This is a genomic window from Ignavibacteriota bacterium, assembly GCA_013285405.1.
GTDB lineage: Bacteria > Bacteroidota > Ignavibacteria > Ignavibacteriales > Ignavibacteriaceae > IGN2.
In genome coordinates this window covers 1,018,240-1,042,979 of record CP053446.1, presented here as the reverse complement: position 1 = coordinate 1,042,979, position 24,740 = coordinate 1,018,240, and the positions used below count along the sequence as shown (strand labels likewise).

The window sequence follows — 24,740 nt, the reverse complement described above, 5'->3', positions numbered from 1 at the left end:
CTCGTGGCAATTTTAATTTTTTATGACCAACACAAACTCACCCTTTAAATTTTCTTTTTCAACGTGACTTAAAATATTGCCGGCGTTTCCTCTGTAAAATTTTTCTTTTTCTTTTGTAAGCTCATATGCAAGAACGCAAGGAATATTTGCGCCAAGAATTTTTACAATATCTTCCATTAAAGTTTTGAGTCTGTATGGAGTATCCATTAATACAATTGTTTCTTTTCTCCTTTTCAAATCGAACAGTTGCTTTCTGCGGATATCTTTCTTTGGTGAAAGCCAGCCGTAGTAATAGAATTTTTCAAAGTCCATTCCACTTCCAACCAGAGTTGTTAGCAGTGAACTTGCACCGGGAATTGGAATAACATCTATCTTATTCTGAATTGCCAGATCAACAAGCAAATGTCCGGGATCAGAAAATAGTGGAGTTCCGCAATCAGAAATAATGGCAGCAGATTTTCCTTCAAGCAGCTTCATCAGAATTTCATCTGAAACTTCATTCTCATTGTGTTCATTCAGTTCTACCAATTGTTTTTCAATTTTGTATTTCGAAAGAAGTCTCCGTGCTTCTTTAAAATCCTCGCAAATAATAAAATCAACTTCTTTGAGAACCCGTAATGCACGAAGAGTAATATCTTCGTAATTACCTATTGGAGTAGAGACAATAAAAAGAGATTTTTTCATACAATAAAATTAGTCAAATCCAGTTAAAATGGATTTGTTTTTTGAAACTTATGAAAAATTTTATCGGCTGTCATACTGAATCCGGCAGCCGTCGGATGAAGAATCTCATTATGCATTAACACCGAGATATTTCGTCCCGCTTATGCGGGACTCAATATGACAAAACTCTTATTTTTCAGAAGGTAAATTCTGACAACTTTATTAAGTTTGTGTATGTTTCTTGCAGAATTATCATAAATCACATCAATATAATTTGTGAAAAGATTAAAAAATTTATCTACTCTTAACAATTTTCATTTCATTAACAGAGTTTTAATATGAATAGCATTAAAATTTTTATGTTGTGTTTTCTTGCAGCCATTTCGGTTTACACTCAGGATATCGGGCAGACTTTTCTTGAATTAAAAGATACTGGTGTAAAGGAATTTTTAACTCTTCATCCTGAATACGATGGCAGAGGAACTATTATTATTATTCTTGATACGGGTGTTGATATTGGTGTTGATGGACTTAAAAAAACATCAACCGGTGAAATTAAGTTTATCGATGTACAGGATTTTACTCACGAAGGTGACGTTAGTTATTACGAAGCTGACGTTGAGACCGATGATGGTAAAACAATTTTTACGCATGATACACTTTCAGTTACTGCATCATCATCATTACAATATTCATCGAAAGATAATATTTATTATATCGGAGGATTTGCAGAAAATATATTAAAAAACTCCGGTTCCGGTGCTGGTGATTTAAACGGAGATGGAGATCTTGAAGATGTTTTTGGAATTGTATTATTTGAAACTACTGAAAGGAACTGATACATTCTGGATTGTATATGTTGATTTGAATGGTGACGGAGATATTTCGGATGAGAAGCCGATAAGAAATTACAAAGAAAAACAGGATGCATTCTCTTTTAGCTATCCCGGAGATCTTCCACCGCTTACAATGGGTTTGAATGTTCTTCCGGGAGCGAAGTCGGAAGACCCGGCTTCATCTGGAATTGTTTCATTTCATTTTGATGATGGTTCGCATGGAACTCACGTTGCGGGAATAGCTGGTGGCTATCAAATCGGGGGAATTAATTTCAATGGAATAGCTCCCGGTGCAAAAATGATGAGTATGAAACTTGGTAATAATCTTTATTCCGGCGGATGCACAGTTACCGAAAGTATGAAAAATTCTTATCTCTATGCTGATAAAATCTCCAAAGAGATGAAAGTGCCGGTAATTGTTAATATGAGCTTTGGTATCGGTTCTGAGTTAGAGGGACATGCTGATATCGAAAAATTTCTTGAAGATCTGACAAAAGAAAATCCATACCTTTACATTTGCGGCAGCAGTGGAAACGAAGGACCCGGAATATCAAGTGTTGGATTACCATCAGCTTCTTATTCAATATTTTCTTCCGGTGCTGTTTTAACAAAAGATGTTGGTGCGGATCTATACGGAGCAACATTAAACAGGGATATAATACTTTTTTTCTCATCGCGAGGTGCTGAAGTTCGAAAACCAGATGTTTGTTCTCCAGGAGCAAATACATCAACAGTACCAAACTGGACAGGTTGGGATAGATTCTGGGGTACCAGTATGGCAGCTCCGTATTCTGCAGGAGTTATTTCGCTTTTACTAAGTGCTGCTGCACAAGAATATCCTGATGTAAAAATTCCATCACAACTTTTATTTAAAGCTGTTCGTGAAGGTGCTGTAAAAATGGATGGATACAGCAATCTCGATCAAGGTCATGGTTATATAAATGTGATCAACGCATACAATCAATTAAAAAAATATATTGAAGACGGTGAGGTAAATAAATTTGAGTCCTACACAATCTCATCATTAGCGCCGAATGCACCATTTGGAAAAGCACAAAACCTTTATTTGAGAGACGGATCTTTTCTCAGAAGTGAAGACACATTCACATTTTCAATTACCAGAAATGGATTTCATGAAGGTGAAAAATTTTACAGATCATTCAGGATTGAAAGCGATAGTGACTTGCCTACCGGTCAGGCAGGCTGGCTTATCCCAATTCAGAAAAAAACTTATATCAGAAATGAACAATCAACTTTCGTAAATGTAAAATTTGATCTGGCAAAGATGAAGGAACCTGGTTTATACACAGGAAGACTTAAAGCTTACCGCGATGACAATTCAGGATTTCCGGAATTTGAAATGCAGGCAACGGTCGTTATGCCGTACAGATTCAGTTATGAAGATAATTACTACAGAAGCTGGAAGGATGAAAAAGTTGAACAAGGATTGTTCAAAAGATATTTTATTGATGTACCAGCCGGTCAGACCGGTATGAAAATTAAATTATCTGCTTCAGGTAAAGATTATGCAAGAGTCAGATATGTATTATTTTCTCCCGATGGAATCAGTATTGATGCTTCATCACAGGTGCATACTCTTGACAATAAGAATGAAGTTGAAGGATCGTATTATAATCTCGAACCGGGAGTTTATGAAGTCGTCGTTGATGGTATTTTCCTTGCTAAAAGTATTTCATCCTATGATCTTTCAATTCAGTTTTATGGAATAAACAGACTTGATGATAAAATTATATCAGCAGAAGATAATCAGATTGAAGTCGTAAATTATTTCAACGGACCTGCAATTTATAATCTGAATGGAAAATTAAACGGTTACGAGTTAAATCATAATATCACAATCAGTGGGAGCGAAAAATTCAGAATGCCGTTCATTCTCAGGAAAGGTGAAGCATCAAAAGAATTTAAAATTGAAATGGCAAAAACTGATTTTGCTAAATTGACGGACCTTGCTCTGTTGATTTCCGATACTGATGGCTATTTTGTCGAATCAGATGCATTAAGCTACAGTAATGGAAGCATCAGCATACCTAATACATCCGATAGTGATTCAACTGAATATATACTGGAGATTGTTCCTGGCTTTGCTCTTGGATCAAGCTCTGCAGATATCAAGCTTACTGAGATTGCAACTTTTAAATCCGACTACAGCATTAATGTATTGAGCGAAAAGAAACCAAACGTTAATTTATATCCGTCGTTGCCAAAGCAGCTTCAAATAGATTTCGAAAAGCCGAATGAATATTTCCCGGATAATTCACATCCGTTTGGGAAAATTATATTTGAATCTTCATCAACAAAAAAGACAGAGTATGAACTTCCAATTAAATTCAAATTCTAAGAGGAAACATTATGAGTGAACACACATCAGGAGCAATAAAAGGACTTCCCGAAAATGCTTACAAAGAGCTAAAACCCGGTGAAGAATATAAGCCATTAATGCCAGCAAATACGACTCCGCAGGAAATTACTCCATACTCGGTGATTATGGGTTTACTAATGGCTGTTTTGTTTTCTGCAGCAGCAGCCTATCTTGGCTTAAAGATCGGTCAGGTCTTCGAAGCTGCTATTCCGATTGCAATAATTGCAGTTGGAGTTTCAACTTTGATGAAAATAAAAAGTCCGCTCGGACAAAATGTAATTATTCAATCCATCGGACAAAATTCAGGTTTGATAGTTGCAGGAGCAATCTTCACAATTCCTGCATTGTATATCCTAAATCTTGATGCGGAATTTTTTCAAATATTTTTAGCTTCTTCATTTGGTGGTGTACTCGGAATTCTTTTTCTGATTCCTTTCAGAAAATATTTTGTTGCAGAAATGCACGGACAATTTCCGTTTCCCGAAGCAACAGCAACAACAGAAATATTAGTAGCTGGAGAAAAAGGCGGTAAACAGGCTTTAGTTTTAGTAGTGAGTGGATTAATCGGTGGTATTTATGATTTTATCATTGCAACATTTGGCTGGTGGAGTGAAGTTTTTACCACAAGGGTTTTTGGCTTTGGCGAAATGCTCGCCGATAAATTTAAGCTTGTCTTTCGTTTGAATCTTGGTGCAGCAGTGATGGGACTTGGATACATAGTTGGATTAAAATACTCGGCAATAATAGCTGCAGGTTCATTTGTTTCCTGGTATTTATTAATTCCGGTCATCTCTTACATCGGTGGCGGACTTACGGAAACTTTTGGTACTGGAGCCACAAAATTAATTTCTGCAATGAGTGCCGAAGAAATTTTCAGGCAGTATGTCCGGCACGTTGGTATAGGCGGAATTGCAATGGCAGGAATTATCGGGATTATTCGATCTTCCAAAATCATCCGAGACGCTATCTCTCTCGGATTCAAAGAAATATTTGAAAAGAAACACGCCAACAATACTCAGGTCAGAACCCAACGTGATCTTCCAATGAAAATTATTATAGTAGGAATTGTACTCACCGCAATTCTTCTGCTTGTTTTCTTTTATATGGGTGTTGTTTATGATATCGGCTGGGCTTTGGCTGGTTTACTGATCGTTCTTGTGATTTCATTTTTATTTACGACCGTTGCAGCAAATGCAATCGCTATTGTCGGAACAAATCCTGTAAGCGGAATGACATTGATGACATTAATTCTGTCTTCAATAATTCTTACTTCGGTAGGATTAAAAGGAAGTTCAGGTATGATTGCTGCTCTTATTATCGGCGGCGTTGTTTGTACAGCTCTTTCAATGGCTGGCGGTTTTATTACAGATTTAAAAATTGGTTATTGGCTTGGTTCATCTCCAATCAAACAGGAAAGATGGAAATTTCTTGGAGTTCTTGTTTCTGCTTTAACTGTTGGTTTTGTTATTATGATTTTAAATGAAACTTACGGTTTTGTTGGCGAGGGTGCTTTGGTTGCACCACAAGCAAATGCAATGGCTGCTGTAATTCAACCATTGATGGATCAACAGCCAGCACCGTGGACGCTTTATATTGTTGGTGCTATACTGGCTTTAGTTTTAACAATGATCAAAGTTCCTGCTCTTGCATTTGCACTTGGTATGTATATTCCACTTGAGTTAAACACTCCGCTTTTAGTTGGTGGATTGATTGCTCATTTCGTTTCTACAAGAAGTAAAGATGAAAATATTAATAATGCCAGAAGAGAAAGAGGAACATTAATCGCTTCAGGTTTTATTGCTGGCGGAGCTTTGATGGGAGTTGTTAGTGCAATCCTCAGATGGCAGGGATTGAACTGGGTCAATTACGATTGGGCAGAATCACACGCTGCTGAATTAATTGGAATCGTAATGTTTGCGTTGCTTTGTGTTTATATGATCTGGGATTCATTGAGAGGTAAACCGGATACAGATTAAGAGGTCTGCTCTGTCTCTTCGTGACATTTCCCCCGAAAGGAAGAGATAATTATTTTTTGAAAAGACGCATCACAGGTGCGTCTTTTTTTATTATTTATTTTTCAACTTGTTTGAAGATTTGAAAATAGACTTTTTCCTCTTCGATAAACCCATTCTACGAATTTTCCCGGCAACTGAGCTTTTAGCACGATTAAGATATTCAGAGAGTTGATTCACATCTGACTTCGAATAGTTATCACTCAAATATTTTTCTTCTTCACTGTTCCATAATTTATTTTCTCTTGAACCGAGACCCATCCTGCTGGCAGTATTTTTAATTGAAACTACTGTCCTGTCTAATTGGTTTGCAATTTCTTTAACGGATAATTTTTTGTAATTACTTCTCAGGAATTCTTTTTCCGCATTTGTCCATTCCGGTTTTTTCTTGTAACGTGCAAGTTTATGTCTTTGAATGTATTGATCAACCTTATGAGTTTTTATGCCAAGATGTTGTGCAATTTCTCTGTTTGTTTTCGTACCGATATTTTTTAGTAAATAATTATGATCTCTCTTTGACCACCGATAAATGTGATCATCTCTTTTAAACTTCATCCTTCGTGCTTTAATCATTATTGAAACAGGTGACCTGTTAAGCTTTGCACCAATTTCTTTAAGTGAAAAATTACGATCTGGATACATCTCTTCTAATCGTTTTAAATCTTCCTGGTTCCAGAATTCTGATCGCATATTTGTTAATTTTAATTTCGAAGCTCTGTGTATTACTGATTTCTTTGACCTCTTGAGTGTTTTTGCTATCGAGTAGTAGTTTCGGTCATTGTGATGACGTTGGAGGTAATTGTCTTCCCATTTTTCCCACTTACGAAATTTATTTGTTCTTAATCCAAGTTGAGCGGCTTTGAACATAACAGTATCCGCACTATGCGCCACGAACTCTGCAACATAGTTGGCTCCTCTTTTACTATAAAATTTTTTAAGAATCTTTAATTCTTCTTCTGTCCAGCGATTAGGCATAAAGTTTCTTTTGAACAATTGTTGATGAGATTAAGATATACTCTCAATTTCCCACACTAAATTTAGCTTAAAGATCTTTTTTTTGTGAGATTTAATTTTGATGCTATGGAGGTAACGGATTGTTTACTTCTCCCAAGAGTCTTGCAAATTTCGACTATTGAAATACGCGAATAATTTTTTATTAAAAAATCTTTTTCTTCCTCACTCCAAGGTCGTGGCCGCGAATTGCTGACACCAAGTGGTCCAACAACTGTGATAATGGAATTTACAGTTCTGTTTAATTTCCGGGCAATATCTTTCGTTGGCATCTTTTTATAATTCTGTCTGATAAATTCCTTTTCGTCTTCTGTCCAAGGTCGTCCCTTTTCTCTTACTTTCAATCCTAATCTGCTAATTTTATGTGCTATCGAACTGTAAGTCATACCAAGGTCTTTTGCCATCTCTCCGTAACTTTTAGTTTTATAATTTTTCAATAAATATCCTCGTTCATTTTTCGACCACTCATGCTGATGTCTTGGTCTGCTTAGACCTAATACTTGCGATTGCTGAAGAATGCCATACCTGGTGCGATTCAATTTTTTTGAAATATCTTCAATTGAGTTTGACCTGTCAGGATATAATTCACGAAGCAAATTTTTTTCGGAATCTGACCATTTTTCTGCTCTGGCTTCAGTCAATTTAAGAATATGCGCTCTTGCCAGAATAGCAGGTATTGAACGTTTAAGTACACGCGAGATAGAAATTTTTTCTCTGTCATAATAATGCCTTCGCAAATAATTGTCCTCCCATATCTCCCAACTTCGAAGACCATTGTATCTGATGCCAAGCTTACCGGCTTTTGCTATTACAGCATCTTGCTTTTTACCTAATTTTTTCGCGACATATTTAGCTCCCCTTTTTTTATAGAATCTTTTAATGAATTTTATTTCTTCTTCACTCCAAACCGGGGGTACACGAAGTTGCAGTTTCACAGCTTTAGCCATTACAGCTTCTCTGCTTCTGCCAATACTCTCAGCAACATGTTTTGAGCCTTTACTGGAGTAATTTTCTCTGAGAATTTTTATTTCTTCTTCTGACCATTCTTTAATCATACACCTGCTCTTAAGATTTTTATAAAGGATTATAATAATAGTTCATTAATTTTTTTCTGCACATTGTTGATTTCAACATCGAACCTCTCACCTGACCTCCTGATTTTTATTTCACATTTTCCATCCTTCAATTTCTTTTCACCAATTACAATCTGAACGGGCATTCCAAGTAAATCTGCATCATTAAATTTAAAACCTGCTGCTGCATCACGATCATCAAATAAAACTTCATAACCTGCTTTGTTCAGTTCATTGTAAATTTTTTCTGATGCTGCGACTACATTTTCATTTTTCATATTCAGTGCAATAAGATGAACATCAAATGGGGCAAGAGTTTTATTCCAGATTATTCCTTTATCGTCATGGTTTTGTTCAACATAACAAGCCATTACTCTTTCAACACCGATTCCATAGCTTCCCATAACAATCGGATGCTCTTCTCCTTTTTCATCGAGGTAAAATGCCTTGAGTGCTTCAGAATATTTTGTGCCGAGTTTGAAAATATGTCCAAGCTCAATTGCAGTAAATACTTCAAGCTTATTATTACAGTTCGGACATCCTTCACCGGATTGTGCAATCCTCAAATCCTCATACTCTATTGTCAAGGTATCACGTTTCAAATCAATTCCACCAATGTGGTAATCATTTTTATTTGCACCACTGAAAAGATTATTCCGATCTTTTAATTTTAAATCAGCAATAATTTTTCCATTTGGCTTGCCATCCCTTTGGGAAAAACCAATCGGACCAATTGAACCTGCATCAGCACCGGTAATTGCCAATAATTCTTCCGGATGAGCAGGGCGAACATTTCCGCCCAGTAATTTTGTCAATTTCGATTCATTGACTTCATCATTTCCCTGCATCAAAATCAAAAGAGGTTTTCCATCATTGATGTAAACTCTTGATTTGGCACAAACGGTTTCGTCAACCTGCCCGTCCGGCAGGCGGGTCTTCAAAAACGCACAAAGCTCATCAATTGATTTTACATTAGGAGTATGAATTTCATAAATTGATTTACTTTCTTTCTCTCTTGGTATAACATCAACTTTCGAAACAGCAACTTCAACATTCGCTGCATATCCACAAGATGAACAATAAGCAACTGTATCCTCGCCAGCTTCTGATTTTACCATAAACTCTTCTGAACCTGTTCCACCCATTGCGCCGCTTGATGCACCGACCACAAAATATTTTAAACCGCATCTGTCAAAAATCTTTCTGTAAGCTTTGTCGTGCAATTCATAAGATTCATCAAGAGCTTCATAGGAAATATCAAGAGTGTAAGAATCCTTCATTAAAAATTGTCTGCCGCGAATAACTCCGCTTCTCGGTCTTGGTTCATTCCTGAATTTAGTTTGAATCTGATACCAGATCTGCGGCATATCTTTATATGATTTAACAACATTCTTTGCGTGAAAGGTTATTATTTCTTCATGAGTCGGTGCCAGAACATATTCTCTGTTTTTAATTTGAAACAGAATATCTCCAAATGCTTCTACTCTTCCTGTTTCTTCCCAGATTTCTTTTGGATTAAGTGCGGGCAGATGAAATTCCTGTCCACCAATTGCATCCATTTCTTCCCTTATGATTTGCGAAACTTTCCGCACAACCTTGTAACCCAATGGCAGAAAAGAATAAATTCCTGCAGACAACATTCTTATCATTCCGGAACGAAGCATAAGCACATGGCTTGTTACAGTTGCATCGGAAGGCACTTCCTTAAGTGTAGGTACAAAATATTTGCTGAGTTTCATATCTAATTATCTTTTTTAAATTGAAATTTTGAGGTTAAAAAATACTGATTTGAAAAGGCTCTTCAAAGTATTTGATGATCAATTAAACTCTATTCATAATCTATTATAAACTACTTCAATTCTTCAACTAAATATACTCTATCATTTCGCCTGACTAATCCGGATGTAATGAGTGTTATCTCATCTCCTTTTTGTGCTTGTCGCGAAGATTTTGCGTCAACAAATATTTCGTTCAAAGATATTTCCACAAGTCCTGTAGTTTCGCCGATAATTAAAATTTTATCATTTAACTTTAATTTACCGGATTCAAGCAGAATATGAGCAGCTTTTGGTTTTTTAAAATAATTAAGAACTTTTCCAACATAAACTTTTCGTGTAGTTGCTTTGCTTCCTTCAACTCCTGAATAATCTTCTGAAGAAGGTTTACCAAAATAAAATCCTGCTGAGAATCCACGGTTGTAAACTGTTTCAAGTTCTTTAAGAAATTCTTTTTTCTTTTCTGCTGAGAGTTTCTTTTTAAAGTATAGATCAATTGCTCTCCGGTAAACTGAAACTGTTGTTGCTGCATACTCGGGTGCTCTTTTTCTTCCTTCAATTTTGAATGAATCAATTCCTGCTTCAATCAGTTGATCAATGTATTCAATTGTACACAGATCTTTTGGTGAGAGAACATAATCATCGCCAATCATTAATGATTTCTTTGCAGCGGAATCGTAAACCTGGTATTCTCTCCTGCAAGGTTGAATGCATTCGCCTCTGTTTGCACTTTGTCCGAAAAGATGATGACTCATAAAACATCTTCCGCTAACAGCAATACACATCGCCCCGTGAATAAATGTTTCAATTTCAAGATCCGTGTTTGCTTTTATTTTTTTTATTTCATCAAGAGAGCATTCACGTGCAAGAACAATCCGAACTGCACCAAGTTTTTTGTAAACTGATGCTGCGAGTGAATTAGATACGGAGCCCTGAGTTGAAATGCAGAAAGGAAATTTATGCCTGTGACAAAGTTCGGCAACTGCAAGATCCCAGCAAATAATTCTGTTAATCTTTGCTCGCTTTGCTGCTTTAATTATTTTTTCTGCTTCAGCAAGTTCATCTTCGAGCACAATTGAGTTGAGTGTAAGATAAGTCTTAACTTTTTTTGATTTACAGAATTTAGATATCTCTGGTAGTTCTTCGATTGAAAAGTTTTTTGCTTTGGCTCGCATATTCAGCTTATCAACACCGAAGTAAACTGCATCTGCACCGGCTTTAACTGCGGTGCGAAGCATTGTCCAATCACCGGCAGGAGCCATTAGTTCAGGTTTTTTATATGATCTTTTCATTTTAAAAAATAGAACGCAGATTACACTGATTAAACTGATCTGCGCTGATCAGCTCAACCTGTGTCATCTGCGTGCCATTGAATTAACTTCTCTTCTCCCAAATCTTTGCTATTTCAACAATCACCTTCACCGCCATTTCCATATCCTGAACAGCAACCCATTCAAGCTGTGAATGAAAACTATGTTCACCTGCAAATATGTTCGGACATGGCAAACCCATAAAAGATAATCTGGAACCATCCGTACCACCGCGAATCGGATTCATTATCGGTTTGATTCCGAGATTCTTCATCGCCTGAACTGCATACTTTGTAACATGCGGATGTTTAACCAAGACTTCTTTCATATTTCTGTATTGAGTGACAACCTTAAACTCATATTTCGAACCAGGAAATTTTGCAACTGCTTGCTTTGCAAGTTTTTCAAGAAGCTGTTCATACTTTTTCAATTTTGCAGTTTCAAAATCTCTGATGATTATTTTAAGTGTCGTAACTTCTTCGAGTCCGCTTATTGTTGTGCAGTGAACATATCCCTGTCTTTTTTCAGTCGTTTCCGGTGAAAGAGTTTTCTTTGGCAGACTTTCCATAAATGCAGCAGCAATCTTTATCGAGTTGATCATCTGGTTTTTTGCATAGCCTGGATGAATATTTTTTCCGATGAACTTTAACACAACCATATCAGCACTGAAAGTTTCAGATTCAACTTCACCACGACTTGAACCATCAACTGTGTAAGCGTATTTTGCTCCAAGTTTTTTCAAATCTATTTTTTCTGTGCCTCTGCCAACTTCTTCATCGGGAGTGAAACAAATTTTTATTGGACCGTGTTTTACTTCCGGATGTGTGAGCAGATAATTTACTGCATCCATAATTTCAGCAACACCGGCTTTATTATCAGCCCCAAGCAAAGTTGATCCGTCGGTTGTGATAATATCAAATCCTTTCATATTCTTTAAATCAGGATTTTCACTAACTTTGATTACCCATCCGCCGTTAGGCAGTTTTATATCGCCGCCTTTGTATTTTTTATGAATGATTGGTTTTACATTTTTTCCAGTTACTGCAGGTGAAGTATCAACGTGTGCAATGAAAGCAACAGGCGGAACTTTCTTTGTAGTCGTTGCAGGAATTGTTGCCATAACGTATCCCCATTTATCCATAGCTGCATCTTTCAGTCCCATTCTCTTTAATTCTTTTGCAAGATCAGCGGAAAGCTTTTTTTGTTTTTCCGTACTTGGAAATGAAGTTGATTCTTCATCTGATTGAGTATCGTATTTAACATACTTCAAAAAACGATCAACACAAGTGAATTTATATTTTGGATCGAACATTATTCCTCCGGGTTTCTATTTAAGATTATTATTTATCAATTCTAATAATTTCCACTCTTCTGTTTTTTGCTCTGCCTTCCTCGGTTTTGTTATCAGCTATCGGAGATTTACTTCCCATACCTGCTACTTCAAATCTAATTTGAGGTATTCCTCTTGATACAAAATAATTTAATACAGACTCAGCACGCATCTGAGACATTTTAATATTTCCATCTTCTGAACCAATGTTATCTGTATGTCCTTCAATTCTCCAGCGGGACATTGGATATTTTTTCATCTGCTCAAGCATTTTATCCAATTCAGGAAATGCTGCTGGCTTTAATTGAGCACTGTTAAATTCAAAACTTGTTTCTGAATTTAGTATAAGTTGATTGGGATCAACAGGTGGCGGAGGAGGAGCTATTACTAACTCGCATCCGTTTTCATCTACCTGAACTCCGGGCAATGTTCCGGGACATTGATCCAGATGATCTGGAACTCCATCGAGGTCTTCATCCATTGGGCAGCCGTTTTTATCAACCTGAATTTCATAAGGAGTATCGGGACATCTGTCAAGATGATCGGGAACACCATCACCATCAGAATCAAAAGGACATCCATACTCATCCACTTTTACTCCGGGAGTTGTATCGGGACAGAGATCTGTGTAATCAGGAACTCCATCGTTATCCGAATCTAACGGACAACCTTTTTTATCAACAGGTGCGCCTTGTGGTGTGCCGGAACATTCATCAAGATAATCCGGAATTCCGTCTTTATCAGAATCAAACGGACAGCCGAACTCATCAACTTTAACTCCTGCCGGTGTATTTGCACACATATCTTTTGAATCAACAACTCCATCTCCATCTGTATCAAACTCTGTTAAGAAAGAATATGAGATTCCACCCATCGCTGTAAAGAACATATCATTGCCAACACCAATTGCTTTATCATCAAGCCAGTCATTTGGTGAAATTTGTAAACCAAAACTTAACGACACCGAAAGATTTTCCGTCACCGGATATCTCGCTCCGAGTTCCCCGAGATAATTTACTTCGGTTGTACTGTAAACATTTGCTGCATTGTTTGGCAGTTCAACTCCTCCTTCACCTTTGGGATTAAACGATAAGCTTGCTATGCCCGCAAAAAAATATGGGAATGCAACATCGTTAACACTTAAATTAAAAATTACCCCTGCGCCGATAGTTGAAATGTTAGTTCTGAAATCATGAGGATCAATATTTGAATCACTGCCTGTAAGAAAACCCGCGTTATAAAATGCTCTGATTCCGAAACCACTTTTTGTCCGTGCAGGAAAGAAATATTCAATTGAAAGTCTGCCGAGATAGTCAACACCGAGTCCGCTGTAATCTGTGCTTGCGAGAGTTGTTCCACCTTCAACGGAAAAAACCACTGTGCCTGAGAATGGGTTATACCTTTGTGTCTGGACTGTTTGTGTGTAATTGAATGAAGAAAAAAGCAAAGTAAAAAGTAAAATGGTGAAAGTGAATTTCATCAAAAGTGATCCGTTAAAGTTAATTTTTAATGAACAAAGTTAACGGTAAATGGAGAAGTAAAAAAGCTGATATCTGATATTCTTCATTTCAAATACTTAAACGAGTATTTCAAATTTATCTGATGAACAGATGATGTCACCAGTTGCTGGAGTATCCTAATCTTAAATATTAATTTCCAATTAGTGATAAATTGTTCTCTTCATTTTGAAAATCAATCTTTTTAACTCTTCAAAACTCTTTCAAATATTTGATAAAACATCTGGCAAGTAAATTGATATTTCTGTTTTGGCATGTTCGCATCGAAGAGTTTAATGTTGTCAATTAATAATCGACAAATTAAAGTGAACAATAATGTTGCGTACGATACAAAAATTCGGTTTAACATTCCCACTACTTCAAAATAGAAATCCAAGCCCTATAATCTGTACGCAATTAAATGTTGCAATAGTTAATTGCAAGGTAAATATTATAATTGTTGAAGGTTTTTACTTTACAGGTTTTACATAGGCTAACTCTAATTTGATTAATTAAATATTATTCTAGATATTTTTATTGGAGAAAAAAATGAAAAAGTTTTTATTATTATTTAGTTTACTTAGTACCCTATGTTTGGGGCAAAACATATGGTTTACTGAACCGACGTCTTCACATATAGATTATATAGGGCCTAGTGGTGAAGGACCAATTGCATACCACATGACTTGCGCTAATGGTTGGGTTATTGAATGGTACCAAGCTAAACTCACGCATCCAGATGGAACTGAAACTCTCTGGATGAATGGCCAATCAGGAGGTTGGTGGGTCAGCAAAGCGGGAACTTATCAGATTAGAGGTCAAGCCTATGGTCACTGGGTAGGAGGATGGAGTGGAATGCAATACGCAAATCAATTTTCTTTTAGCATTGTTGATAATTATTCACCTTCAGTGCCTCAAAATTTTGATGTCACGATTCATTCAACTGGAAATCAATCTTATCCAAAACTAACTTGGAATCTGAACACAGAGTATGATGGTGATGCTTACTATATAGAAAGAAGAAAAGAAGGTCAGCAAAATTTTTCTTTTTTGACTACAGTTAATTGGAACGTAAATCAATATATTGACTATACAATTGCTTATGCCGGAAGCGGCCCTTACATAGTCGAATACAAAATGCGAGCCCATGACATTAATTCACACTATTCCAACTACACGGGTGTAGAATCTGTTGACTATGGATTTGTATGGAAATCGGGTAATAGCAATAATGATATCTTAATGGATTACAAACTCGAGCAAAACTATCCTAATCCTTATAATCCCTCCACAACAATTAATTATCTAATTAAAGAAAAGGGATTCGTGCTTTTGAAAGTTTATGATTTGCTAGGGAATGAAAAAGCAACTTTAGTCAATAATTATCAAGAACCGGGCGAATATTCAGTAAACTTTAATGGAAGCGAATTATCCTCAGGTGTTTATATTTATTCGTTAAGAGTTAATGATTTTATTGAAAATATGAAAATGACTTTAATTAAGTAATTCATTCAAAGAGTGGCTGGGAGGCCACTCTTATTTATTGAGTTTTCAATAATTTTTTGTAGAAACTTTAAATCTTGGATTTAATAAAGACAGCTAATACCAATGAAAAGAATATTTCTTATTGTAGTAATTCTATTTACTAATATATCAGCTCAATCAGTAGATACTAATAATCTTTTTACAAAGTATTACTTTGGTATTTTCGGCGGAATTAATTTTAATACTATTCCAACTATAGGCGGATCATTAAATTTCGAGGCAAGTACTCGATTATTTTCTAATTTTAATTTAAAAGCATGTGTAGGATACTCAATTATCTACGATGATATTTCTTATGAAGTGAAAGGAAATAAAAGTTTTACAATTGATAGTATAAAAAAAATAGCTACTTACTTATACGATGTTAATAAAATTCAATATACTATGATTCCAGTTAATATTGGTGTCGAATATTTTATTTTGGCTGGTAATTTGGCACCATATATTATGGCAATTATCGGATATAATTTCTCTAATAGCGAAGAACAAATATCAAAATATTATGATGGTATTGCAGGAATTTATGATAATATAGATGAAGTGCCAGAAGAATATAAAATGCCTCAAACTCAACTTGAAAACGGTTCCTCATTCACTGCCGGAATTGGAATTGGTTTGCGATTTAATTTGTCTGCATCAACTAAAATTGATATTCGCTACGTTTATAATTATAACGCAAACACTATTAATACAAATCAGTTTTTAATTGGATTAATTTTATAATATGGCTTGAATAGTATAGTTAAAGGCAGAATGAAAATATATTTCATAGTTTTAATGGTTGCGATTATTTGTAGAGCACAAACACAAGATAAATTTGTGAACTACAATCGCTATTTACCAGAATTCTTTTGTAATAAATTAGATACTAACAAAATAAGATCGTTATCAGCATGCAATTATTTTAATCTTATTGAAATTGATACTATTCATCAAAGGATGGATAGTATTATTGCAAACTCTTTGGCAGGTGGTAGTTTGAAATTCGTATTTGAATATAATTCTAACTCAAATATTATAGAACAACTAATTCTCAGTAAAAATTTAGGTTCTGAATGGGAACTTAGCTCAAAGAATGAATACTTTTACGATGAAGATGGTAGATTGGTATTATTTTTAATATTAGGTTGGAATGAAATGGTCTGGGATTCTCTTGCAAGAATTATTTATAAATATGATTCTATAGGTCAACTCACAAAATACATTTTTCAGGGTTTTAAATCCTATTCTTGGGTAAATTATTCGAGATTTACTTTTTTGTATGATTATTTGGGAAATGAAATACAAATATTAGAAGAGGAATGGAACAACGCCTGGCTAAATAAATATTTGATCAGTAACTACTATTCAAATTCAAATAGAAGAGATTCGCTCCTATTCCAGTTTTGGAATACAAATGGATGGGAAAATTATGGTAAGACTGCTTTTTCCTACAACCTACAGACGCAGTTTCTTGAATTTTTTCTATCTAAATTGTGGGTCGCAGGAAGCTGGGTAAATTATTTAAACAGAAAAATAACAAACGATCAAAATGGCAATCAAATTTTGCAATTAGATCAAATATGGAATGGAGTTATCTGGGGAAATACAATCAGAAGATTTTTTACATTCGATGGTTTGAATTATACTTTAACAGCTTTTTGTGAACAATGGAATGGTTCTCAGTGGATTTCTGGTGATGGAGATATAATAATTGAAAATCCTGATGGATATAGTGTTGCATTTCTTAACACAAATAATGTTTCGATCTTTTACATAATAACAATGGTAGAGGATGAGCCTAATTTATTAATCGATAATTTTAAACTCGAGCAAAACTATCCAAATCCATTCAACTCAACAACCAACATTAAATATACAATTCCTCAATCTGGAAGAGTTACATTAACGGTTTACGATATGATGGGTAGTGAAGTTGCAGTACTTCTTAACAGATACCAGGAAGCAGGAAGTTACGATGTAATTTTTCAGGCAAAAGATCTTGCAAGTGGGATATATTTCTACACACTTACATCTGGAAACTTTACTGCAACAAAGAAATTAATTTTACTTAAATAACTTTTATTAAAACTCGCAAGCCGGAATTAAAAACTCCGGCTTTCTATTTATCTATTCTTGTTATTTCCACTCTTCTGTTTTTTGCTCTGCCTTCCTCGGTTTTGTTATCAGCTATCGGAGATTTACTTCCCATACCTGCTACTTCAAATCTAATTTGAGGTATTCCTCTTGATACAAAATAATTTAATACAGACTCAGCACGCATCTGAGACATTTTAATATTTCCATCTTCTGAACCAATGTTATCTGTATGTCCTTCAATTCTCCAGCGGGACATTGGATATTTTTTCATCTGCTCAAGCATTTTATCCAATTCAGGAAATGCTGCTGGCTTTAATTGAGCACTGTTAAATTCAAAACTTGTTTCTGAATTTAGTATAAGTTGATTGGGATCAACAGGTGGCGGAGGAGGAGCTATTACTAACTCGCATCCGTTTTCATCTACCTGAACTCCGGGCAATGTTCCGGGACATTGATCCAGATGATCTGGAACTCCATCGAGGTCTTCATCCATTGGGCAGCCGTTTTTATCAACCTGAATTTCATAAGGAGTATCGGGACATCTGTCAAGATGATCGGGAACACCATCACCATCAGAATCAAAAGGACATCCATACTCATCCACTTTTACTCCGGGAGTTGTATCGGGACAGAGATCTGTGTAATCAGGAACTCCATCGTTATCCGAATCTAACGGACAACCTTTTTTATCAACAGGTGCGCCTTGTGGTGTGCCGGAACATTCATCAAGATAATCCGGAATTCCGTCTTTATCAGAATCAAACGGACAGCCGAACTCATCAACTTTAACTCCTGCCGGTGTATTTGCACACATATCTTTTGAATCAACAACTCCATCTCCATCTGTATCAAACTCTGTTAAGAAAGAATATGAGATTCCACCCATCGCTGTAAAGAACATATCATTGCCAACACCAATTGCTTTATCATCAAGCCAGTCATTTGGTGAAATTTGTAAACCAAAACTTAACGACACCGAAAGATTTTCCGTCACCGGATATCTCGCTCCGAGTTCCCCGAGATAATTTACTTCGGTTGTACTGTAAACATTTGCTGCATTGTTTGGCAGTTCAACTCCTCCTTCACCTTTGGGATTAAACGATAAGCTTGCTATGCCCGCAAAAAAATATGGGAATGCAACATCGTTAACACTTAAATTAAAAATTACCCCTGCGCCGATAGTTGAAATGTTAGTTCTGAAATCATGAGGATCAATATTTGAATCACTGCCTGTAAGAAAACCCGCGTTATAAAATGCTCTGATTCCGAAACCACTTTTTGTCCGTGCAGGAAAGAAATATTCAATTGAAAGTCTGCCGAGATAGTCAACACCGAGTCCGCTGTAATCTGTGCTTGCGAGAGTTGTTCCACCTTCAACGGAAAAAACCACTGTGCCTGAGAATGGGTTATACCTTTGTGTCTGGACTGTTTGTGTGTAATTGAATGAAGAAAAAAGCAAAGTAAAAAGTAAAATGGTGAAAGTGAATTTCATCAAAAGTGATCCGTTAAAGTTAATTTTTAATGAACAAAGTTAACGGTAAATGGAGAAGTAAAAAAGCTAAAATGCTGAATGCTTGTTGAATTTGTGATTAACTTTTAAAAGACGCGAGGAAATATTTTCTTGACTTTGTGAATATTATAAACTATGTTTCTACTAAAATTAATTCATAGCTGACTGATGAATAATTTGTTAACAATGATCCCTTTGGGATTGGCACTATATTTAGCGCGCTCTCTCTTTCTGTTGGAGGAAAGCGCAAAGATTTTCTCCGATCCAATTCTTTTGTGCCATAATAATGTTCATCACCTTTTCACAACTCTATTCTATTCAACTGATTTTTATTCAACTGGTTTTACGTAGTAAGATGATGAATAATTAATTTCACTGTTTTATTAATTCTAAAATCAGGAGAGTAAAATGAAAAAGTTATTATTATTAGTTCTATTACCATCTATTACGTTTGCACAATTTGATTTTGATGGGGAATTACGTTTCTTTCTTACCAATAGCGGTTCTTCTTGGAATGTAACAATTAAATTGACTGCAATTGGTGCAAGGTGGGATGCTAACAATTATTTAACTCAAGAATATGAGATTATTTCATCTGGAGTTAGCAATCCGAAATATTATATTGCTTTTAACCACATTAAACACCCTGGTATTAATCCTGCTTTTGCTGTAGGGTTATATAAAATAAGTGCAATCGAAAATGGAGTTGAGCAAGCATATTTCTATATGGACTGGAGAACCTCATATTATTGTGTAAACAATGAAGACCCAGACGTACAATTTAGTTATGATGTCACCAATAATATTTTTCTATATAATACACTAAATATAAATTCTAGCTACCAAACATTTTGGAATCTTACAGAAAACTTATTTATTACCTCTGGGCTAGAAAACTATTGGGAAAATTGTTTGGTATCATTGCCGATTGGTGGAGGTCATCCTAATATTTATTGGGGCAGACATCCATTTGATGATGTAGAGTTTGAGGTTGACAATTATAAAATTTACCGTGCAGTTTCATCGGGTTTACCGCCACCAAATCCAAATTATACTTCAATCGCAACAGTCGGAAGTGATATCTATAGCTTTATTGATTATGATTTTGCAACCGGCGGCCCTTTGAGCCTCCAATACAGAGTAACTGCAGTCTATGAAGATTTGGCTGAATCGGTTTATGAAACCATTCCAACTAATTCGGTGCTGATTAGCGGGGGATTATATAAAGACTATTCCGAAGTTGATGAGAAAATAGAATTCTATCTATCGGATAACTACCCAAATCCTTTTAACCCAACTACCACAATTAATTACACAATCGAATCATCTGGTTTAGTAATATTAAATATTTATGATGTGCTTGGAACTAATGTTGCTACATTAGTTAATGAGATAAAAGAAGCAGGTAATCATTCTGTAAAATTTAATGCTGAAAATTTGCCAAGTGGAATATATTTTTATGAATTAAATGCAGGTGGATTCGTTCAAACGAAAAAAATGAATTTAATGAAGTAATTATGTGTGATTATTTGGAATGAATATGCTTTTAATCCGGATGTAGGCTTACTAGCATATAAAAATTTAGAAAGGTGGAAAAATGAAAAAAATGATTTTAATGATGACATTATCAAGTATTTTGTATTCACAGCAACAGGTTGATATCCCTTGGCCAACACTTGCGAATTCACCCTGGCCAATGATTAAGCACGACCCACAGTTTACTGGCAGATCTCAATATTTGGGTCCGCAAACACCAACAGTATCTTGGTCAGAAGATATGGAGTTTGGGATATTCTCAGGACCTGTTGTTGATCAAAAAGGATATTTATATTTTGGTTCATACAATGTTGATTCAGATTTTTTTTATTGTTACATACCCAATTACGGTTTAAAATGGCAATACGAAACAGGTAGCAATCGGGCTCCAGAATCTGGTATTATCATTGATTCAAGCAATACCATTTATTTCGGAGGGCGGGATAATTACTTATATGCATTAAGCTACGACGGAGATTTAAAATGGAAGTATAAAACTTCGGGACAAATTATTTCAACGGTAATCCCAAATATCGATTTGCAAGGCAATATATACATTACTGATTTTGTTTTCCCGGTTACTCAACCGGGTGCTTTGTACTCAGTATCACCTGAGGGTAATTTAAATTGGAAAGTCATTTATGATGGCGGATTCGCATTTAAATCTCCTGTTTTATCGCCCGATGGAAATACAATATATATACCTGCCATTGATTCAAATCTGATTGCACTTAATTTGGATGGAACGATAAAATGGAAATTCAGTTGCGGGAATATTTTTAGAGCTGCTATGGTTGATTCTGATGGAAATATTTATTTTTTACCAGAGGAAGATCCTCAATATTTCTATTCTTTATTTCCTAATGGAACATTAAGATGGAAATATTTTATCCAGAATATTGGTGTCGCAGGCAGCGATGTTATTCCTACCATAGATTATCAAGGGAATTTATATTTCATTGGTTTTGATACTACTTGTTGCCCTTATTATCTTTCTTTAGTATCTGTTGATTACAATGGAAACTTTCGATGGAAATATTTATTTAATGAAATTGAATCAGAAGATTTTACTCAACCATTAATTTGTGACTCGCAGGGAACAATTTATGTGGGGTCAACGGTTGGTTATTACTACTATGCCATATCTAGTGAAGGATACTTAAAATGGAAATTACCACTTATTTTTATAGAGCAGCAGGTTGACAATACCGGGGCAATATCTGACGACGGCACATTATTTATTGGAGTACATCATAGCAGCCTAGCAACCAATCAGAAAAAAACACTTTTAGCAATACAGGATACAGTTACTCATGTTAAAGATGAAAAATCAGAAATAATAGCTTTCAGGCTGGAACAAAATTATCCCAATCCCTTTAACCCGATAACTAAAATTAAATATACAATTCCTCAATCTGGAAGAGTTACATTAACGGTTTACGATATGATGGGTAGTGAAGTTGCAGTACTTCTTAACAGATACCAGGAAGCAGGAAGTTACGATGTAATTTTTCAGGCAAAAGACCTTGCAAGTGGAATTTATTTCTACACTCTTACATCTGGAAACTTTACTGCAACAAAGAAATTAATTTTGCTGAAGTAAACAGCATTCAGATATGCCATCCCGATAAGTCGGGATGGCATATCTTAAAAACCTCTTCTCAACACTTTCTCCATATCAGATTTTATCATCAGCTTAACGAGGTCTTCAAATTTTGTTTTTGCTTTCCAGCCGAGAACTTTTTTTGCTTTGGATGGGTCACCAATCAGTAAATCAACTTCTGTTGGTCTGTAATAAACAGGATCAATGGCAATAAGTGTATCGCCTTTTTTTAGTTTAGTGGTAAAATCTTTTAAATACGATTTTTTATTTTCACCCTTTGGCTTAGATGAATACCCGATCAGCTTCTTCGCTTTTTCAAGATTGATAGATTTAATAACTCCTTTTTCATTTTCACCTTTACCTTTCCACTCCAACTCAATACCAAGATTTTTAAAAGTGAGTACTGCAAACTCTCGAACGGTTTTAGTTTCACCCGTTGCGAGAACAAAATCATCAGCTTCTTTATGCTGTAGAATTCTCCACATACCTTCACAATATTCTGGTGCAAATCCCCAGTCACGTTTTGCGTTAAGATTTCCTAAAGTTAATTCCTTTTGTAACCCTGCAACGATACGCGAAGCGGCTCTTGTAATTTTTCGGCTTACAAAAGTTTCTCCCCGTCTCGGTGATTCATGATTGAAAAGTATTCCGTTTGATGCAAAAATATTATAGGCTTCACGGTAGTTTACAATTATCCAGTAACCGTAAAGTTTTGCGACTCCATACGGTGAACGTGGATAGAATGGGGTTGTTTCACTCTGAGGAATTTCCTGCGCTTTACCATAAAGCTCGCTTGTTGATGCCTGATAAAATTTTACTTTCTTCAAACCAACTTCACGAATTGCATCAAGAAATCTTAATGTACCGAGCGCATCAACCTGTGCTGTGTAATCAGGAACCTGAAAAGACACTTTTACGTGACTTTGTGCTGCAAGATTATAAATTTCATCCGGTTCAATTTTTTCAAGAAGACGATTGAGGTTGCTTGTATCTACAAGATCTCCGTAATGCAAAAACATTTTTTTGTTGAGAATTTTCGGATCGTTATAGAGATGATCTATTCTTCCTGTATTAAACGAACTGCTGCGACGAATTATTCCGTGAACTTCGTATCCTTTTTCAAGAAGTATTTCGGTTAAGTAACTTCCGTCCTGTCCGGTAATGCCGGTTATTAATGCGCGTTTCATAAGCAATTAAAAATGATAAATTAAAAATTAAAAAAATGAACTATAGTTTACTGCAAATTGAACCAAGAATATTTTTAAGTTCACCAGATTCGGTTTTTAATTTGCCAGCTTTATTCTGATCGCCAAATTTCAAAGCAATACAAACTCTTATCCAATAATTCGACTCTCTCATTTCTCTTAACACAATTTTCATTTTATGTGCAAAATCAGGTTTTGAAGATGCTGCTTGAGCTTCTTCATAATTTGCTCCTGATGAGCTTGAAGCTTTAGCCAATTGATATCTTATTACTTGAGATTCCGGATTCTTCGGTAATGAACCGAGGAAAGTTAACACATCAATAGTAAATCTAAATAATCTCTCGCCAAGCCCTTCATCCATTAATTAAAAACCTTTTAATTTTTCATTTTTAATTTTTAATTAAGAGTGTAATCGGTTTAGATACCACTTGTAAGTTCGCTCAATTCCTTCACGCAATTCTGTTTTATATTTCCAGCCGAGTGCATTGATCCGGGAAACATCAAGCAGTTTTCGTGGAGTTCCATCGGGCTTAGTTGAATCATTAACAATTTTTCCTTTGTAACCTGTAATATCTGAAATAAGTTTTGCAAGTTCCAGAATCGTTAAATCTTTACCAGTGCCGATATTCAGATGCGAAATTCCATTATCATAAAGATCCTTTGCATTAACATTTTCCATCAAAAATAAAATCGCATCTGCAAGGTCTTCAACAAACAGAAATTCACGAAGAGGTTTTCCGCTTCCCCAAATTATAACTTCGGATTGATTTTTTTCTTTTGCTTCATGAAATTTCCTGATGAATGCAGGAAGAACATGAGAAGTCTGTAAATCAAAATTATCATTCGGTCCATACATATTAGTCGGCATCACAGAAAAGAAATTTGAATCATATTGCCTGTAATAATTTTCGCAGAGTTTTATCCCGGCAATCTTCGCGATTGCATACGGTTCATTTGTAAACTCAAGATAATCAGACAAAAGATATTCTTCCTTCAATGGTTGTTGAGCAAGTTTAGGATAAATACAACTGCTGCCAAGAAAAATTAATTTCTCAACACCTGCCGTGTGTGAATTATGGATAATGTTCGCTTCAATCATAAGGTTATCATATATGAACTCAGCACGAAAAGTGTTGTTTGCAAGAATCCCACCAACTTTAGCTGCAGCAACGATTACGATTTCAGGTTTAACTTCTTTGAAGAATTTTTCAACATCATCCTGTCTTTTCAAATCAAGTTCAGTATAATTCTTCAGGATAAGATTATTGAATCCTCTTTTTTGAAATTCACGGGTGATCGCAGAGCCAACCATTCCGGTATGACCAGCAACGTAAATTTTTTTATTCAGATATTTTGATTGATTAGTCATTTAATTT

General features: G+C 35.5%; 19 protein-coding genes. 8 read left to right on the top strand and 11 right to left on the bottom strand.

Annotated features, from left to right (window positions below; translation table 11 throughout):
* Window positions 1-12 precede the first annotated feature (12 nt).
* Window positions 13-684 carry a 16S rRNA (cytidine(1402)-2'-O)-methyltransferase gene (gene rsmI, locus HND39_04440; GenBank protein ID QKJ95586.1) on the bottom strand — a complete coding sequence of 224 codons (672 nt, stop codon included), beginning with the start codon at window positions 682-684 and terminating at the stop codon, window positions 13-15.
* Window positions 685-1,001: 317 nt separating this feature from the next.
* On the opposite strand from rsmI, the gene HND39_04435 reads away from it, so the two are divergent.
* The 3 genes from HND39_04435 to HND39_04425 are packed head-to-tail and all read left to right on the top strand — an operon-like array spanning window position 1,002 to window position 5,855.
* Window positions 1,002-1,502: a S8 family serine peptidase gene (locus HND39_04435; GenBank protein QKJ95585.1), complete on the top strand. Its 501-nt coding sequence runs from the start codon at window positions 1,002-1,004 to the stop codon at window positions 1,500-1,502.
* Window positions 1,480-3,858: a S8 family serine peptidase gene (locus HND39_04430; protein ID QKJ95584.1), complete on the top strand. Its 2,379-nt coding sequence runs from the start codon at window positions 1,480-1,482 to the stop codon at window positions 3,856-3,858. The genes HND39_04435 and HND39_04430 overlap by 23 nt, the downstream gene beginning before the upstream one ends.
* Before the next feature lie 11 nt (window positions 3,859-3,869).
* Window positions 3,870-5,855 carry an oligopeptide transporter, OPT family gene (locus HND39_04425; protein ID QKJ95583.1) on the top strand — a complete coding sequence of 662 codons (1,986 nt, stop codon included), beginning with the start codon at window positions 3,870-3,872 and terminating at the stop codon, window positions 5,853-5,855.
* 90 nt (window positions 5,856-5,945) lie between these two features.
* On the opposite strand, the gene HND39_04420 is transcribed toward HND39_04425, so the two are convergent.
* The 6 genes from HND39_04420 to HND39_04395 all read right to left on the bottom strand — a co-directional run bounded on the left by HND39_04420 (window position 5,946) and on the right by HND39_04395 (window position 13,870).
* A complete protein-coding gene (locus tag HND39_04420) occupies window positions 5,946-6,866 on the bottom strand; it encodes a hypothetical protein (GenBank protein QKJ95582.1) in 921 nt (306 codons plus the stop codon).
* Between the two features lie 62 nt (window positions 6,867-6,928).
* Window positions 6,929-7,957 (bottom strand): hypothetical protein, encoded by a 1,029-nt coding sequence (locus tag HND39_04415; GenBank protein ID QKJ95581.1) that lies wholly within the window; start codon window positions 7,955-7,957, stop codon window positions 6,929-6,931.
* A 29-nt stretch (window positions 7,958-7,986) separates the two neighbouring features.
* The gene (locus tag HND39_04410; GenBank protein QKJ95580.1) at window positions 7,987-9,714 is read right to left on the bottom strand and encodes a proline--tRNA ligase; all 1,728 of its coding nucleotides are present in this window, start codon (window positions 9,712-9,714) and stop codon (window positions 7,987-7,989) included.
* Between the two features lie 110 nt (window positions 9,715-9,824).
* Entirely contained in the window at window positions 9,825-11,042 is a 1,218-nt protein-coding gene (locus HND39_04405) for a U32 family peptidase (protein QKJ95579.1), read from the bottom strand.
* An 82-nt stretch (window positions 11,043-11,124) separates the two neighbouring features.
* Window positions 11,125-12,372: a peptidase T gene (gene pepT / locus HND39_04400; protein QKJ95578.1), complete on the bottom strand. Its 1,248-nt coding sequence runs from the start codon at window positions 12,370-12,372 to the stop codon at window positions 11,125-11,127.
* A 28-nt stretch (window positions 12,373-12,400) separates the two neighbouring features.
* Window positions 12,401-13,870 (bottom strand): OmpA family protein, encoded by a 1,470-nt coding sequence (locus HND39_04395; protein QKJ95577.1) that lies wholly within the window; start codon window positions 13,868-13,870, stop codon window positions 12,401-12,403.
* A 610-nt stretch (window positions 13,871-14,480) separates the two neighbouring features.
* Between HND39_04395 and HND39_04390 the strand changes: the two genes are divergently transcribed.
* From HND39_04390 to HND39_04380, 3 genes are all read left to right on the top strand, one after another.
* Entirely contained in the window at window positions 14,481-15,392 is a 912-nt protein-coding gene (locus HND39_04390) for a T9SS type A sorting domain-containing protein (protein QKJ95576.1), read from the top strand.
* 102 nt (window positions 15,393-15,494) lie between these two features.
* A complete protein-coding gene (locus HND39_04385) occupies window positions 15,495-16,154 on the top strand; it encodes an outer membrane beta-barrel protein (protein ID QKJ95575.1) in 660 nt (219 codons plus the stop codon).
* Between the two features lie 1,041 nt (window positions 16,155-17,195).
* Window positions 17,196-17,489, top strand: a complete 294-nt coding sequence (locus HND39_04380) for a T9SS type A sorting domain-containing protein (protein QKJ97881.1) — start codon at window positions 17,196-17,198, stop codon at window positions 17,487-17,489.
* A 43-nt stretch (window positions 17,490-17,532) separates the two neighbouring features.
* Here HND39_04380 and HND39_04375 read toward each other — a convergent pair whose 3' ends face one another.
* Window positions 17,533-19,002: an OmpA family protein gene (locus tag HND39_04375; protein QKJ95574.1), complete on the bottom strand. Its 1,470-nt coding sequence runs from the start codon at window positions 19,000-19,002 to the stop codon at window positions 17,533-17,535.
* Window positions 19,003-19,428: 426 nt separating this feature from the next.
* On the opposite strand from HND39_04375, the gene HND39_04370 reads away from it, so the two are divergent.
* Window positions 19,429-20,535 (top strand): T9SS type A sorting domain-containing protein, encoded by a 1,107-nt coding sequence (locus HND39_04370; GenBank protein ID QKJ95573.1) that lies wholly within the window; start codon window positions 19,429-19,431, stop codon window positions 20,533-20,535.
* An 82-nt stretch (window positions 20,536-20,617) separates the two neighbouring features.
* Window positions 20,618-22,159 (top strand): T9SS type A sorting domain-containing protein, encoded by a 1,542-nt coding sequence (locus HND39_04365; protein ID QKJ95572.1) that lies wholly within the window; start codon window positions 20,618-20,620, stop codon window positions 22,157-22,159.
* Window positions 22,160-22,203: 44 nt separating this feature from the next.
* On the opposite strand, the gene gmd is transcribed toward HND39_04365, so the two are convergent.
* Genes gmd through HND39_04350 form a run of 3 tightly spaced genes read right to left on the bottom strand, consistent with a single transcriptional unit; the run spans window position 22,204 to window position 24,733 of the window.
* A complete protein-coding gene (gene gmd / locus HND39_04360; GenBank protein QKJ95571.1) occupies window positions 22,204-23,346 on the bottom strand; it encodes a GDP-mannose 4,6-dehydratase in 1,143 nt (380 codons plus the stop codon).
* A 40-nt stretch (window positions 23,347-23,386) separates the two neighbouring features.
* On the bottom strand, window positions 23,387-23,725 hold the full coding sequence (locus HND39_04355; protein ID QKJ95570.1) for a four helix bundle protein: 339 nt from the start codon (window positions 23,723-23,725) through the stop codon (window positions 23,387-23,389).
* Window positions 23,726-23,764: 39 nt separating this feature from the next.
* A complete protein-coding gene (locus tag HND39_04350) occupies window positions 23,765-24,733 on the bottom strand; it encodes a GDP-L-fucose synthase (protein ID QKJ95569.1) in 969 nt (322 codons plus the stop codon).
* Between the last annotated feature and the right edge of the window lie 7 nt (window positions 24,734-24,740).